Below are 13,838 nucleotides of genomic sequence, written 5' to 3'. Positions count from 1 at the left end.
CGCGCAGGCGGCACCCGCGGCCCGCTCGACGCGACCACCGCAACCGGCGCCACATCAGCCGGTCTTTCCCCACGGTTACCGTGGGATCACCGTCACCGGCGGGTCCGTCCCCACCCTGAGTCGACCCGGTGATGTCATGGGCGCCCTCAATGGCGCCAAGCGACTCCCCGCGCGCGGCGCACCCGCGATCGCCACGGACGACACGCATACCGTCACCGTCGACGTGCTGGACCGCGACGGGAAAGCGCCGCAGACCGCCGACGCCCAGTATGTGATCTTCCGGTCGCTGGACGGGGCGACGAACGGGTACGGCCAACTGGACAACGGGCACTTCACCGGCCAACTCGCGCCCGGCGAGTACGTCGTCGAGGCCGGAGTGTCCACGCCGGAACCGGGCGGCGGGGAATCTCTCACCGTCGTCTACCTGCCACGGTTCGTCCTCGACCAGGACCGCACCGTGGTCCTGGACGCCCGCGAGGGCCGCCCCATGTCGCTCAACGTCGATCGCCCGGACGCCCGGTTGACCGGCGGTGACGGCGGTGGCGGATACGCGCGCGTCGTCCAGACCATCGGCGGCGAGACCAGCACCACCGCGAGCATCTTCCTGAACGGGCAGCCCACCTACATCACGCCCAGCGGTCCAGCTCCAGGGCTACGGCTGCTGCTGCAAGGCCGGTTGACCAAAGACGGCGCCGTGACCGGCAGCCCCTACATCTACAATATCGCCGGCAGTGCCTCGGACCAGGACGTCATTCCGTCCGACCCCGTCCTCCGGGTCCGCACGGCCGATCTGGCCACCGTGAACACTCGCTACGCCCGCCAGGGCCGGCCCGCATGCGCCGGCACCCACGCAGGCGCCCACTGGCCGGGCGGAGGTTTCACCACAGGGTTCTACGTAGGCGTCGGGTCACTACCCGCCACCCGCACCGAATACTTCAGCCCCGGCGCCGATTGGGAGACCGACACCGACATCGGCGCTGACTGTGACCTCATCGAAGCCAGCGTCACCGCGACCTCGGAACAGTTCCCGCGCGCGGGCGCTTACACCCGCGACCGGACAACCGGCCCGCTCGGCCCGGGCGCCGACTTCAACACCCTGCTGAGCGACGGCACCGTCCAGTTCTGGATACCGATGCTCAGCTCCTGGGACGCCCACTCCGGCATCGCCCCATTCGACCATGTCACCGGGAAGACGACGCTCCAGGCCGCCGACGGCAAGGTCATCGCCACAAGCGACCAGCCAGGCTACGGCGAGTTCACCCTGCCCGCGCCCGGGCGTGGACCCGGGCAAGCGGCCTACAAGGTCACCACCGACGCCGAGCGGCAAGCCCCCTGGTCGGACCTGGCCACCCGCCAGCACATCGTCTGGACGTTCACCGCCCAGGCCCCGAGCGGCGACTGGGCGCCCCTGCCCCTGCTGTCGGTGCTCTACCGCACCCGTCTCGACGACGACAACCGCGCCCCCACAAGCACCCAGCACCTCGCTCTCAGCGTACGAACCGATCAGTACGCACCGACGCCCACGGTCCGCCGGCTCACCCTCCGGGCCTCCTACGACGACGGCACCACCTGGAAGGACGTCCCCGTGTACAACACGGGGCAAGGTTGGGAGGCCACTCTGCAGAACCCTCCGGGCTCGGCAGGGAGATACGTGTCCTTGCGCGCCGTCGCCGAGGACACGACCGGGCGCACCGTCGACCAGACCGTCATCCACGCCTACGGCCTCGCCCCCTGATCCACGGCAAGTTCGACCAATCTCGTATGATCTCACCGCTGGTGGACGGGGCGCCGGCCTCGCCCACCGGCGCGGGCGCACCGGCCGCTCGGTAACCGCGGTCGCGGACCGGGACGAACGCCTCAAGCCGTCGCCCGAATCCCGCCTTCGCCGAGCATTACGTACGCCGCGCTCCCCGCCGGCGGGTGCGCCAGGTGGGACGCCGGTGGTGACGTGGCCTCGCCCCTCGGTGTCGGCGGCGAGGACCATGTCGCCCGGGCCGAAGCGGCGCCGGTCACCGCCGCTGACCTCCACCTCGATCGTCCCGCGCAGCATTACCACCCACTGCTCGCGCGGCGCCGGGTGCGGCGCGCTGTCGAACTCGGCACTACGCAGGAACGACACCCCACCCGCGGACGGCAGGCCGCCGACCGCCATGGGCGGCACCCCCTCGGCGACGTGCTGCTCGGCGAGCGCGATCTCGCCCTCCTCGAAGGCCGACCCGCCGCCCTCGGTACGGATGATCTCGACGAAGCGCATCAGCTCGCTCCGATGAACTGGTAGTCGGCGCGGATCCTGCCGTCGTCGTCCAGGGCCAGTACGTCCAGACCGCCGCCGACGGCCTCACCACTGCGCGTCGACGTCATCGACCACCGGACGCCGACCACGTTGGGCAGCAGGACGCATGCCTCCGCGGCGGCCTCGAAGACGTGCTCGCCCGGAGCGACGAACATCTCGTAGGCACGGGTCACCCGGGCGTCCATGGCGGCGTGGCCGCGAACCTCCAACGGCGGCACCGGAAACGCGAGGTCGGTGGCGGCCTGGCGGATCTCCTGGGGCGGGTCGACGAGAACCTGGAGTCCGTCCTGCGCCCACAGTTCGCGGATCATCGCGCTGCGCGCCGCCGGATCGGGCTCGTTCCACTGGGCGATATAGCGGTCGGCCAGTTCCTTGACATCGAGTTCGTTGCTCATGCACGGCAGTGTGCGCCGCTGACCTGCACCTACGCGATTCCCTCGAAGGAATGGCTCGGCCGGTGTGGGGCGTACCGAAGGCTCGAAGAACGCGGTCAGAGACCGGGACGAATACCGCAGGCCGCCACCTGAATATCGCCTTCACCGAGCATTGGGTACGCCCCACCCTCGGATTCCCCGGCCGCCGATCAGGCCGGCTCGGATTCGACCCGGCGAGCGCCCTGGAGAGCCTCGACGAGCGTGGGGACCATTCCGTCGTCGAGTTCGACGACGAGAAGCTCGTCCTCGCCGAACCGCACGGAAGTGATCTCCTCGTCCGCGTGGTGGACGACCCGCAGTGGGGTGTCCTCAGGGACATGGGCGCACGTGGAGACGTAGACGCCCTCGACTTTCATCAGCACGGTGACCTCCCGTGATCGGACTTTTCCATCCGCCTGACGATGATGTCACCGAGTGATTACGCTGCGGAATGACTGCAGCTCGTACTCCTGTGCTCTCCCCCGACGCGTACAAGGAGCCCGTACCCATGGCGAACTCCTCCGGCTTCGTCTCCTACTTCGGCACGGAACTACGACGCCACCGCGAGCGCATGGGCTGGCCACGCGAACAACTCGCCGAGCGCGTCCCCTGGTCCGTCTGGACGGTCGCCTCCGTCGAGCAAGGCCGCCGCAAGCCCCCACCCGGCCTCGGCGAACACGCCGACGCCCTCTTCAACCTCCCCGGCGTCATGACCGAACTCTCCAAGAAGGCCCAAGACGACAGCTCTTCTTTCAGTGACTTCGTAGATCTCGAACAGCGAGCGCTAGGAATCCGCATGTTCGAAACGCGCCTGATACCCGGTCTCCTCCAGGCGCCGACTTACGCCCGAGCGGTGAACCAGATCCCGGGGCAGGCCTTAACGCCCGGCGAGCTCGAGCGCGCGGTCGGAATCCGCATGACCCGACAGCGAATCTTCGACCGCGACCGGCCACCAGCTCTTCACGCGATCATCTTTGGTGTTCTTGGGCGCGGTGGCGTGGGGTGGCATACCGAACGCTCGGAAAACGCGAGTGCGAACCGGGGCGAATGCCGCACATCGCGCGCTGCCTGCCGCGTTCACCGAGCGTTGGGTACGCCGGCCTGGGGGCAGATGCGCCGGCCTCGTCGGCACGGACGTTCGGCTGCGGCCGACGGCTCGTTCAGACGGCGGTGGTTGTCGGCGTTGGTGGGGCGCGGTGAGGATGGGGCCATGATCGAGCTACGTACGGCGCATACCGGGGAGCTGGACGTCGCCCTCCTCAAGACGGTCCGGGCCTTCCTCGAGGACGTGTTCGAGGGTGATCTGAGCGACCAGGACTGGGATCACGCGCTGGGCGGGATGCACGTTCTGGCGTGGGAGGGTTCCGAGCTCGTGGGGCACGCGTCGCTGGTTCAGCGGCGGCTGCTGCATGACAGGCGGGCGCTGCGGACCGGCTATGTCGAGTGTGTGGGGGTGCGCGCCGACCGGCGCCGCCACGGGTACGGCGCGATCGTGATGGACGCCCTGGAACGGCTGCTGCGCGGCGCGTACGAGCTGGGAGCGCTCGGCGCCTCCGACCGGGCCGTGCGCTTCTACCAGGCTCGCGGGTGGAAGGCGTGGCAAGGGCCGACCTCGGTGCTCACGCCGACCGGGATCCGACGCACCGCGGACCAGGACGGCGCCGTCCACGTCCTTCCGCTGGGAGCGCCCCTGGACCTGGCCGGTGAACTCATCTCCGACTGGCGCGAGGGCGCGGCCTGGTGACGCGGGAGCCGCGGGGACGTTGCCACGGGATCAGGGGACGGGGATCACCCGCAGGGTGATCCAGTCGTAGGCCTCGTAGTCCCATTCGTTCGGCTCGGCCATCAGCGAGAGTGCCGCGCCGCCACGCTCCCAGATACTGGCGATACCGCGCTCGTCGCGCAGGGTTCTGGTGGGCTCGCCGCAGACGTCGCGTGCAAGCGCTTCGATGCGATCGAACTCCGCGACGAACTCCGCGCGCCGAGCTGTGGGGTCGGTGACCCAGACGGCCCACTCGTCGTTATTGAGGAATTCGTCCCGGCCGGCGGCCGCGAAGGGATCGGGGACACCTGTGTCGTCCTCCCCGCATGGTGGCCAGAAACTTCCGCAGACGAGCGCGATCCCCGCGTTCAGGAGGCTGTCCGCGTCCGACGGCTCGTAGAAGTACATGGTCCAACCGCTGTAGGTCGTCCGTCCGCCCTGTTCAGGGAGAAGATCGGCCCAGTCGCACCACGGAAGCCGGGGCGGACCGTCGGGCTCGGACCGTTGCACGGCGCCGGTCCAGCCGAACCGCTCGAAGGCGGCGATGAGGGCCTCCTCAGACCACGGCGCGTCCGCCAGTTCCGCCATGCGGCGGACCCACAGCGCATCCACCGGCACCCGGATCATCGCCACTGCTCGGCTCCTTCCTGACAGTGCCCGATCGCCCACTTTCTCATGACATGGGGACGGCTCGAACCGGCATGCCGCACAGCAGGCACGGAACACCTCGAAGGTCACGGACTGGTGCCTCCGCTTCGCGGCGTCTACTCACAGGAGAATTTTCTGCTGAGGCGGAACGCCGCTGAAAACCTCGCCAGGGCAGCCGCCGGGCAGGTGATCCCGTATGTCGGTTTCGGCGGGTGGCACCGGCGGTTCGCGTAATGTGTGCCGTTATGTTGCGGGGGCCGAAGGTCGAAGAGAAATATCCGGTTCCGCTGACGATGCATCAGCTCTGGATCGTGTCGTTGTGCGCGCCGGTCAACCGGGGGTCCGACGCGTCACGGACGACGTTGTATCCGTTCAAGCGCATCAACGACAAGCGCGCGTGGCGGTGGCTGGCCGAGAACTGGGAGGTCTCCTCGCAGGGCGATGTGCTGACGGCGCTCAGCGGCCTGGCACAGACCGGTTATCGGGCTCAGGTCGCCGAGCGGTTCGGAGTCTCGCCGCTGGCCTGGGACGTGGCGCTCTACGTGGACGTCGCCCGGAACGCCTTCGCCGCCGGGCATCTGGATGAGGCCGAGGCCTGGCGGCTGCTGGGGAACGTCGTGCAGCCGACCGCCGCCACGTACGGGTCATGGAAGGAGTACGCGGACGACTACCTTCTCGGCCGGATGGTGTGGATGGGCACGCTGCGCGGCACTCCGGACGAGGGCTTTCCGGCACCGCAGAAGGTCTCGGACGAACACCTCCGGGCCCTCCTCGAAGCGCCGGACAGCCCCTGGAACACGGTCGCCTGGCGAGCGATCGGTGAGCCCGACCAGCCGCGAGGTTAGAACCGCGCGGGCTCACGGGGAGGCCCGGCGGTAACGGCGGTCAAGTCGGTAAAGCGCCTGTAAAGTACGATGCGCCTCGCACTGACCCACGGAACGGGGCAAGAGGGAGAAGCGGTGACGGGCGAGGGACCTCGGCCAGGCGGGTTCGATGCAAATGTGCCGAATATCGCCCGAATGTACGACTATTACCTCGGCGGGAAGGATCACTACGAGGCCGACCGCGTACGCGCGGAGGAGGCCGTCGTAGCCGATCCCACCCTGATCAATCTGATCAAGGAGAACCGCGCCTTCATCGGACGCGCGGTGCGGTACATGGCCGAGCAGGGCATCGACCAGTTCCTCGACATCGGCACGGGCCTGCCCACGCAGCAGAACGTGCACCAGATCGCCCACTCGGTGAACCCCGACGCCCGGGTGGTCTACGTCGATTACGACGAGCAGGTCGTCGCGCACGGGCGGGCGCTGCTCGCCGACGCGGAGCAGACCACGATGATCCACGCCGACCTGCGGCGGCCCTCGGAGATCCTGGAACACGTCCGGATGAGACGGTTGCTCGACTTCGACAAGCCGGTCGGGATGCTCCTCGTGGCGACCCTGCACTTCATCCCCGACGAGGACGACCCGCACGGCATCATGGCGGAGCTGCGCGACGCGCTGGCCCCGGGCAGCCACCTGGCCCTGACCCACGCCTCGGCCGATGGCGTGCCCGACGTGGTCGCCAAGGTCGTCGAGGTGTACCGGAAGACCTCCGCTCCCGGAACGCCTCGCACCCGGGAGCAGGTGACGGGCCTGTTCGGCGACTTCGCGCTGGCCGACCCCGGTCTGGTGTGGGCGCCACTGTGGCGTCCCGAGCGGCCGGTCTCCATGGAGGAGGCCGTACAGACCTGGTTCTACGCGGGCGTCGGCCGCAAGCCGTAGGTCTCGCGGCCACCGTGCACGAGAAGACCACCGCCTCGGCAGGACGGCTCGTCATGCCGGCGCAGGCGCGGTCGTGCTGCCGGCGCGCCGGACGGCGAGGGCGATCGCGCCCAGGAGTTCGGCGCGGTTCTCCAAGGCCCCGGTCGTCACGGTCACCGCCCGCGCCACTCCCGGCTGGGGGATCCGGTCGCTGTCCGACAACGGCACGATCCACGCCACGGTCGCGTTCGCCAAGGGAGACGGCCCGGTGACGCTGCACGGGTACTCCCCGACCCCGGTGTCGGTGACGGCCTCCGGCGGCAGCGTCGGTCAGGTCGGCTACGACAGCGGCTCACATCTCTTCTCGGTGAGCATCAGCCCCGGCCGGGGATCCACCGTCCCCGTGACCTTGACCCGGCGGTGACGCCACGGCCGGTCTCCCGTCCGCACGGATGGGAGACCGGCCACGGCCGTCGTCGATCAGTCCTTACGCCGTCGCGGCGACGTCGGGCTGGGAGTCGGCGGGCCGGGCGGCGACCGCCCGGTTCGGGCGGCGGAGCATCGAGTCCAGGGCCCACACGCCGGGGCCGAAGACGGCGATCAGCAGGAATGCCCAGCTGAACATCGCGGCCGGCTCGCCACCGTTCTGTAGCGGGATGATCCCGTTCTTGATGTGGACGGTGAAGTAGGCGTACGCCATGGAGCCGGAGGCGAGGATCGCGGCGGGGCGGGTCAGCAGCCCGACCAGGACGAGTCCGCCGCAGACCAGTTGGATCAGGGCGGCGTACCAGCCCGGCCAGGTGCCGGCCGCGATGGCGTGACCGGTGCCGCGGTTGCCGCCGAACACACCGAAGATCGACGCTGCGCCGTGGAACACGAACAGCAGCCCGACCACGACCCGGTACAGGGACAGGATCGGACCGTGGAACCGACTCGTACTCATGGGTGACCTCCCGGTTGACCTGAGCGCGGCCCGCGGTCACGAAGCCGCCCGCCATTCGGTCACCGGCCCGCGGGATCGGCGGTCGAGCCGCCGATGGATGAGCACAGAATCGGTCCCGACTCACCACCTGTCAACGAGTCATCACCCTGGATAGGGTTAGCCCTACGCCGACGTGCGGATCCATCGGTGAAATGACGCGAAAAGCAGAGCGAGCCCCCGCACGACGGGGGCTCGCGCGGGTCACTCCGGCTTGACCAGCGGGAACAGGATCGTCTCGCGGATGTTCTTGCCGGTGAAGGCCATGATCATGCGGTCGATGCCGATGCCGACGCCGCCCGTGGGCGGCATGGCGTACTCCAGGGCGCGGAGGAAGTCCTCGTCGAGCTGCATGGCCTCCGCGTCACCGCCGGCGGCCAGCAGGGACTGCTCGGTCAGCCGGCGGCGCTGCTCGATCGGGTCGATGAGCTCGGAGTAGCCGGTGCCCAGCTCGGTGCCGAAGCCGATGAGGTCCCACTTCTCGGTGAGCAGCGGGTCGTCGCGGTGGGTGCGGGCGAGCGGCGAGGTCTCGAGGGGGTAGTCCCGCACGAACGTCGGCTGGACGAGGGTGTGCTCCACCAGCGCCTCGAACAGTTCCTGGACCAGCTTGCCCTGCCCCCACTTGGGGTCGAACTCCAGATCGCGCTGCTCGAAGATCTTCCGGACGTCGTCGATCGGCGTCTCGGTGGTGATCTCCTCGCCGACCGCGTCGGAGACCGCGCCGTACAGGGTGACCTGCGGCCACTCGTCGCCGGCGAGGTCGATCTCCTGGTCCTTGTGCACGACGACCGTCGTGCCGAGCGCGGCGACCACCGCCGCCTGGTACAGCTCACGGGTGAGGGTGGCGATCGTGTCGTAGTCGCCGTACGCCTCGTACGCCTCGAGCATCGTGAACTCGGGGTTGTGCGTGGAGTCCGCGCCCTCGTTGCGGAAGTTGCGGTTGATCTCGAAGACCTTCTCGATGCCGCCGACGACGAGCCGCTTGAGGTACAGCTCGATGGCGATCCGCAGGTAGAGGTCCATGTCGTACGCGTTGATGTGCGTGGCGAACGGACGTGCGGCCGCGCCGCCGTGGATCGGCTGCAGCATCGGCGTCTCGACCTCGAGGAACTCGCGGCCGGTGAGGTACTCGCGGATCGCGCGGACCGTGTCGCTGCGCAGGCGGGCCATGCGCCGCGCCTCGTCGTTGACGATCAGGTCGACGTAGCGCATGCGGACCCGCTGCTCGGGGTCGGTGAGGCCGGCGTGCTTCTCCGGGAGCGGGCGCAGCGACTTGGAGGTCAGCGCGAACCGGTCGGCCATGATCGACAGCTCGCCGCGCCGGGAGGTGATCACCTCGCCCTCGACGCCGACGTGGTCGCCGAGGTCGATGTCGCGCTTCCAGGACTCCAGTGCCTCCGGGCCGACGTTGGCGAGCGAGAGCATGACCTGGATGTCGCCGCTACCGTCGCGGATCGTGGCGAAGCAGAGCTTGCCGGTGTTGCGGGCCAGGATGACGCGGCCGGTCACGCCGACCTTGTCCCCGGTCGCCGCGCCCGGCTCGAGGTCGGGGTACTTCGCGCGGACCTCCGCGATCGTCGCGGTACGCGGGAACCCCAGCGGGTAGGGGTCCACGCCCTGCTCGCGCAACCGGTCCACCTTCTCGCGGCGGATCCGCATCTGCTCCGGAAGATCGTCGTACGACTCGCTCACGATGAAAAAGGCTACCGGCCCGGCGGGCCCTCCTCGGCCGTCGGGCCGCCGGGCGTTCAGCCGCCGAGATCTTCGGCGATGCGGGTCAGGTCCGCGCGTAGCGGATCCACGCGTTCGGGGCCGAGGACGCCGACCATGCGCCGCTCGATCTCGAAGACGTCGGCGTGGGCGCGACGAAGCCGCTCTCTGCCCTCGGCGGTCAGGCGGACGGGCAGCGCCCGCCCGTGAGGCGCCCGCGCCGGACGCTCGACGAGCCCGCCTTCCTCCAGGCCGCGCAGGACGACGTTCATCGACTGGCGGCTCACGAAGGCATTTCGGGCGAGCTCGGCGTTGGACAGACCCGGCCGCTGGTCGAGCCGTTCGAGGCAGACGTACTGCGGGGTGGTCAGCCCATGCTCGCGCAGGGCGGCGTCCATGGCCGCGCGGAGTGCGGCCTGCGCCCGTTTGAGCACGTAGCCCACGCTGCCGTCGAGTTCATCTTGCGTCATGTCAACATCCTGACATACGCTCCCGCATGTCAAAATCCTGACATACACCCCCGGGAGTCGAAAATGACAGTGAGTGGACCCGACTTCGTCGCTCTTCAGGTGCGCGATGTCGCGGCTGCGGCCGCCTTCTACGAGAAGCACCTCGGCCTCCGGCGGGCGCCGGCGTCACCGCCGGGCGCGGTGGTCTTCGCCACGGAGCCGATCAGCTTCGCGGTACGCGAGCCGCTGCCCGGCCTGGACCTGGACGCCGGGCCGGCCGGGCTCGGCGTGGCACTGTGGCTGAAGACCGACGACGCCGACAAGACGCATGACGACCTCGCCGCGGCCGGAGTCGCGATCGTCCGGCCGCCCTCCGACAGCCCGTTCGGCCGGATGTTCGCCTTCCGCGACCTCGACGGGTACGTCGTCACGCTGCACGGCTGACCGGTCGGGCCGACCGGCCGGCGGAGGCGTGCGGCCGCCGACTCAGCCGGAGACGCCGACGTTGCGCTCGTAGACCAGGCGCAGGCCGATGAGCGTCAGCCACGGCTCGTACACGTCGATGCTGCGGGCCTCCTCCAGGACGAGCGGGGCGAGGCCGCCGGTCGCGACGACGGTGACCTCCTCCGGGTCGTCGGCCAGCTCCTCCGACATGCGGCGTACGACGCCGTCCACCTGGCCGGCGAAGCCGTAGATGATGCCGGACTGCAGCGCCTCGACGGTGTTCTTGCCGATGACGTTGCGGGGCCGTACGAGCTCGACCTTGTGGAGCTGCGCGCCGCGCGCGGACAGCGCGTCGACCGAGATCTCGATGCCGGGGGCGATGGCGCCGCCGACGTACTCGCCCTTGGAGGAGACGGCGTCGAACGTCGTCGCGGTGCCGAAGTCGACGACGATCGCCGGGCCGCCGTGAAGGTGGCCCGCCGCCAGGCTGTTGATGATCCGGTCGGAGCCGACCTCCTTGGGGTTGTCCATCCGGATCGGCACCCCGGTCTTGACGCCCGGCTCGACGATGACGGCGGTGACGTCGCCGTAGTAGCGACGGCACATCTCCCGCATCTCGTGCAGGACCGACGGGACGGTGGAGCACAGCGCGATGCCGCTGATGTCGGTGTCGGCCAGCAGCGGGCTCTGCTGGACGAGGCCCTGCAGGACGACCGCGATCTCGTCCGCGGTACGCCGGGAGTCGGTGTTGATGCGCCAGTGCTCGATGACCTCCTCCCCTTCGAAGAGGCCCAGCACCGTGTGGGTGTTACCGACGTCGATCGTGAGCAGCATCAGGTCCCCGCTGTCGAGAGGTCAAGGCCGATGTCGAGCGCGCCGGCCGAATGGGTCAGCGCCCCCACGGCAAGGTAGTCGACTCCGGTCTCGGCCACAGCGCGGGCCCCGTCAATGGTGAGCCCGCCGCTGGCCTCCAGCTCGGCCCGGCCGTCGGTCAGGCGTACGGCCTCGGTCAGCTCGGCGATGCCCATGTTGTCCAGCAGGATCGAGCGCGCCCCGGCGGCCAGCGCCTCGCGTACCTGGTCGAGGGTGTCGCACTCGACCTGGACGTGCAGGTCCGGCCTGGTCACGGCGGTGAACGCGGCGGTCACCGACCCGGCGGCGGCCACGTGGTTGTCCTTGATCAGTGCCGCGTCGGCGAGGGACATGCGGTGGTTCACGCCGCCGCCGAGGCGGACGGCGTACTTCTGCAGCGCGCGCAGCCCCGGCAGCGTCTTGCGGGTGTCCCGGACGCGGGCCTTCGTGTGCGCGATCTCGTCCGCCCAGCGGCGGGTGAGGCTCGCGACGCCGGACAGGTGGGTGAGGAAGTTCAGCGCGGTGCGCTCCGCGCGCAGCAGCGGCACCAGCGGGCCCTCGACGGTGAGCAGGACGTCGCCGGGCGCGATCCGGGACCCGTCCTCGACGCGGATGACGACCTTCAGGTCGTCGCGGACCTGCGGGGAGTGGTCGAGGACCGCGGCGAAGACGAGCTCGGCGACGGGGAGGCCGGCGACCACGCCGGGCTGCCGGGCCACCATGTCGGCGCGGCCGGTGGCGGTCGGCGGGAAGATCGGCTCGCTGGTGACGTCCGTCTCGCCGTCCTCGGCCAGCGCCGTACGGACGAGGCCGTCCACAGCCTGTGGATCCAGTCCGGCGGCGCGCAGCCTCGTCTCGAGTTCGGTGTTCAAGAAAGCTCCCGGGGCTCGTAGGTCGTGGTGATGGTTCCGTCGGCGGCGAGGGTCGAGACCAGGTGACCGCGCCAGGTCCGGTCGGCGTCGGGGAAGTCCTCCCGCCAGTGGCTGCCCCGGGTCTCCTCGCGGCGCCGGGCCGCCGCCACGATCAGGGACGCGACGCCGTGCAGGTTGGTCGCCTCCCACGCCTCGGTGCACGGCTCGTCGGTCGTACGGTCCGCGAGCGCGGCGAGTTCCCGTGCCGCGCGGTCCAGTCCTGGACCGTTCCGCAGAACGCCGGCGTAGGAGGTCATGATCTGCTGGACCTCCGCGCGCACGCTCGGATCCAGCAGCGCCGGCTCCCCGGCGGCCCGAGGGGCTTCCTCGGCGGCTCGAGGGGCTTCCTCGGCGGCTCGAGGGGCTTCGCCGGTGGTTCGAGGGGCTTCGCCGGCGAGGTCGGCGGACAGCGCCTCGGCGATCCGCCGGCCGAAGACCAGGCCCTCGAGGAGGGAGTTCGAGGCGAGCCGGTTCGCGCCGTGCACGCCGGTGCAGGCGACCTCTCCGCAGGCGTACAGGCCCGGGACGGACGTGCGGCCCCACAGGTCCGTACGGACGCCGCCGCTGGCGTAGTGCGCGGCCGGCAGCACCGGGATCGGCTCGTTCACCGGGTCGATGCCGTGCTCCTCACAGGCCGCGAGGATCGTCGGGAACCGGTTCGCCCAGGTCCGCGGCCCGAGGTTCCGGCCGTCGAGGTACGCGCAGGAGGCACCGGTCTCCCGCATCATCGTCATGATCGCCTTGGCGACGACGTCGCGTGGGGCGAGGTCGGCCAGCGGGTGCCGCCCGGCCATGAACCGGTCGCCCCGCTCGTTGATGAGGTACGCCCCCTCGCCGCGTACGGCCTCGGAGATCAGCGGCTGCCGTCCCTTCGCGTCCGGGCCCAGCCACATGACAGTGGGGTGGAACTGCACGAACTCCAGGTCCGCCACGGCCGCCCCGGCGCGCAGCGCGAGCGCGACACCGTCGCCGGTCGACACCTCCGGGTTCGTGGTGGCCTGGAAGACCTGGCCCAGGCCGCCGGTCGCGAGGATCACCGCGCGGGCGCGGACGGCGCCGACGCCGTCCCGGCGGCCCTCCCCCATGACGTGCAGTGTCACCCCGGCGACCCGCCCCTGCTCCATCAGCAGGTCGAGCACCAGGGCGTGCTCGATGACCTCGATGCCGGAGTCCTTGAGCTTCGCCAGCAGCGCCCGGCTGACCTCGGCGCCGGTCGCGTCGCCGCCCGCGTGCGCGATGCGGCGCTTGAGGTGCCCGCCCTCACGGGTCAGCGCGACCTGCCCGTCCTCGTTCCGGTCGAACTCGGCGCCGAGCTCGATCAGCTCGCGTACGGCGTCGGGGCCCTCGGTCACGAGCACGCGTACGGCCTCGTCGTCGCAGAGGTCGACGCCGGCGGTGAGAGTGTCGCGGAGGTGCTCCTCCGGGGAGTCGTCCGGGTGCAGGGCCGCCGCGATGCCGCCTTGGGCCCACCGGGTGGACCCGTCGTCGAGCAGCGCCTTGGTGACCAGCAGGACGCGTCCGGCCGTACGGGCCCGCAGGGCCGTCACGAGTCCGGCGACGCCGGAGCCGATCACGATGATGTCGGTGTCGATCGTCCAGCCTGGATCGGGAGCGGTGAGGCGTCGGGGGACCATG

General features: G+C 70.3%; 14 protein-coding genes and 2 pseudogenes. 8 read left to right on the top strand and 8 right to left on the bottom strand.

The window, feature by feature from the left end:
* Positions 1-136 precede the first annotated feature (136 nt).
* Both ABD978_RS10010 and ABD978_RS10005 read left to right on the top strand, forming a co-directional pair.
* Positions 137-1,735, top strand: coding sequence for a hypothetical protein (locus ABD978_RS10010; protein WP_345351973.1), 1,599 nt, complete (start codon positions 137-139; stop codon positions 1,733-1,735).
* A 213-nt stretch (positions 1,736-1,948) separates the two neighbouring features.
* The gene (locus ABD978_RS10005; RefSeq protein WP_345351970.1) at positions 1,949-2,278 is read left to right on the top strand and encodes a hypothetical protein; all 330 of its coding nucleotides are present in this window, start codon (positions 1,949-1,951) and stop codon (positions 2,276-2,278) included.
* Here the strand turns inward: ABD978_RS10005 and ABD978_RS10000 are convergent.
* Together ABD978_RS10000 and ABD978_RS09995 are read right to left on the bottom strand one after the other, a co-directional pair.
* Positions 2,254-2,688 carry a hypothetical protein gene (locus ABD978_RS10000; protein ID WP_345351967.1) on the bottom strand — a complete coding sequence of 145 codons (435 nt, stop codon included), beginning with the start codon at positions 2,686-2,688 and terminating at the stop codon, positions 2,254-2,256. The two genes, ABD978_RS10005 and ABD978_RS10000, sit on opposite strands and share 25 nt — an antisense overlap.
* 188 nt (positions 2,689-2,876) lie before the next feature.
* Positions 2,877-3,089 (bottom strand): hypothetical protein, encoded by a 213-nt coding sequence (locus ABD978_RS09995; RefSeq protein ID WP_345351964.1) that lies wholly within the window; start codon positions 3,087-3,089, stop codon positions 2,877-2,879.
* 68 nt (positions 3,090-3,157) lie between these two features.
* Here ABD978_RS09995 and ABD978_RS43820 point away from each other — a divergent pair.
* Positions 3,158-3,667 (top strand): annotated as a pseudogene (locus ABD978_RS43820) (Scr1 family TA system antitoxin-like transcriptional regulator); the annotation flags it as partial.
* A gap of 249 nt (positions 3,668-3,916) precedes the next feature.
* Positions 3,917-4,450, top strand: a complete 534-nt coding sequence (locus ABD978_RS43815; protein ID WP_425550704.1) for a GNAT family N-acetyltransferase — start codon at positions 3,917-3,919, stop codon at positions 4,448-4,450.
* Between the two features lie 30 nt (positions 4,451-4,480).
* Here the strand turns inward: ABD978_RS43815 and ABD978_RS09985 are convergent, their stop codons facing one another.
* Positions 4,481-5,101 carry a hypothetical protein gene (locus tag ABD978_RS09985; protein WP_345351958.1) on the bottom strand — a complete coding sequence of 207 codons (621 nt, stop codon included), beginning with the start codon at positions 5,099-5,101 and terminating at the stop codon, positions 4,481-4,483.
* A 260-nt stretch (positions 5,102-5,361) separates the two neighbouring features.
* Between ABD978_RS09985 and ABD978_RS09980 the strand changes: the two genes are divergently transcribed.
* From ABD978_RS09980 to ABD978_RS09970, 3 genes are all read left to right on the top strand, one after another.
* Positions 5,362-5,961 carry a DUF1266 domain-containing protein gene (locus ABD978_RS09980; RefSeq protein WP_345351955.1) on the top strand — a complete coding sequence of 200 codons (600 nt, stop codon included), beginning with the start codon at positions 5,362-5,364 and terminating at the stop codon, positions 5,959-5,961.
* Between the two features lie 69 nt (positions 5,962-6,030).
* Entirely contained in the window at positions 6,031-6,879 is an 849-nt protein-coding gene (locus ABD978_RS09975) for an SAM-dependent methyltransferase (protein ID WP_425550689.1), read from the top strand.
* Positions 6,880-6,952: 73 nt separating this feature from the next.
* Positions 6,953-7,282, top strand: coding sequence for a hypothetical protein (locus tag ABD978_RS09970; RefSeq protein WP_345351949.1), 330 nt, complete (start codon positions 6,953-6,955; stop codon positions 7,280-7,282).
* A gap of 63 nt (positions 7,283-7,345) precedes the next feature.
* On the opposite strand, the gene ABD978_RS09965 is transcribed toward ABD978_RS09970, so the two are convergent.
* The 3 genes from ABD978_RS09965 to ABD978_RS09955 form a co-directional block, all read right to left on the bottom strand.
* Positions 7,346-7,801 carry a DoxX family protein gene (locus tag ABD978_RS09965; RefSeq protein ID WP_345351946.1) on the bottom strand — a complete coding sequence of 152 codons (456 nt, stop codon included), beginning with the start codon at positions 7,799-7,801 and terminating at the stop codon, positions 7,346-7,348.
* A 240-nt stretch (positions 7,802-8,041) separates the two neighbouring features.
* A complete protein-coding gene (lysX, locus tag ABD978_RS09960) occupies positions 8,042-9,529 on the bottom strand; it encodes a bifunctional lysylphosphatidylglycerol synthetase/lysine--tRNA ligase LysX (RefSeq protein WP_425550688.1) in 1,488 nt (495 codons plus the stop codon).
* A gap of 56 nt (positions 9,530-9,585) precedes the next feature.
* Positions 9,586-10,017, bottom strand: coding sequence for a MarR family winged helix-turn-helix transcriptional regulator (locus tag ABD978_RS09955; protein WP_345351943.1), 432 nt, complete (start codon positions 10,015-10,017; stop codon positions 9,586-9,588).
* 63 nt (positions 10,018-10,080) lie between these two features.
* Between ABD978_RS09955 and ABD978_RS09950 the strand changes: the two genes are divergently transcribed.
* The gene (locus ABD978_RS09950; protein WP_345351940.1) at positions 10,081-10,440 is read left to right on the top strand and encodes a VOC family protein; all 360 of its coding nucleotides are present in this window, start codon (positions 10,081-10,083) and stop codon (positions 10,438-10,440) included.
* 42 nt (positions 10,441-10,482) lie between these two features.
* On the opposite strand, the gene ABD978_RS09945 is transcribed toward ABD978_RS09950, so the two are convergent.
* Positions 10,483-11,274: a type III pantothenate kinase gene (locus ABD978_RS09945; RefSeq protein ID WP_345351937.1), complete on the bottom strand. Its 792-nt coding sequence runs from the start codon at positions 11,272-11,274 to the stop codon at positions 10,483-10,485.
* Positions 11,274-13,837: pseudogene (locus ABD978_RS09935) on the bottom strand (L-aspartate oxidase). Before ABD978_RS09935 ends, ABD978_RS09945 begins: the two are co-directional and overlap by 1 nt.
* Between the last annotated feature and the right edge of the window lies 1 nt (position 13,838).

The organism is Actinoallomurus liliacearum (assembly GCF_039542035.1).
Taxonomy (GTDB): Bacteria; Actinomycetota; Actinomycetes; order Streptosporangiales; family Streptosporangiaceae; genus Actinoallomurus; species Actinoallomurus liliacearum.
Note: the sequence above shows the minus strand (reverse complement) of the source record. Positions and strands in the feature narration are given on the sequence as shown.

Excerpts from the sequence above, each read along its gene's own strand:
- ABD978_RS10010 (WP_345351973.1), top strand. The coding sequence starts at position 137 with ATGGGCGCCCTCAATGGCGCCAAGCGACTCCCCGCGCGCGGCGCACCC.
- ABD978_RS10000 (WP_345351967.1), bottom strand. The coding sequence starts at position 2,688 with ATGAGCAACGAACTCGATGTCAAGGAACTGGCCGACCGCTATATCGCC.
- ABD978_RS09975 (WP_425550689.1), top strand. The coding sequence starts at position 6,031 with ATGCGCCTCGCACTGACCCACGGAACGGGGCAAGAGGGAGAAGCGGTG.
- ABD978_RS09955 (WP_345351943.1), bottom strand. The coding sequence starts at position 10,017 with ATGACGCAAGATGAACTCGACGGCAGCGTGGGCTACGTGCTCAAACGG.
- ABD978_RS43815 (WP_425550704.1), top strand. The coding sequence starts at position 3,917 with ATGATCGAGCTACGTACGGCGCATACCGGGGAGCTGGACGTCGCCCTC.
- ABD978_RS09945 (WP_345351937.1), bottom strand. The coding sequence starts at position 11,274 with ATGCTGCTCACGATCGACGTCGGTAACACCCACACGGTGCTGGGCCTC.
- ABD978_RS09965 (WP_345351946.1), bottom strand. The coding sequence starts at position 7,801 with ATGAGTACGAGTCGGTTCCACGGTCCGATCCTGTCCCTGTACCGGGTC.
- ABD978_RS09950 (WP_345351940.1), top strand. The coding sequence starts at position 10,081 with ATGACAGTGAGTGGACCCGACTTCGTCGCTCTTCAGGTGCGCGATGTC.
- ABD978_RS09980 (WP_345351955.1), top strand. The coding sequence starts at position 5,362 with ATGTTGCGGGGGCCGAAGGTCGAAGAGAAATATCCGGTTCCGCTGACG.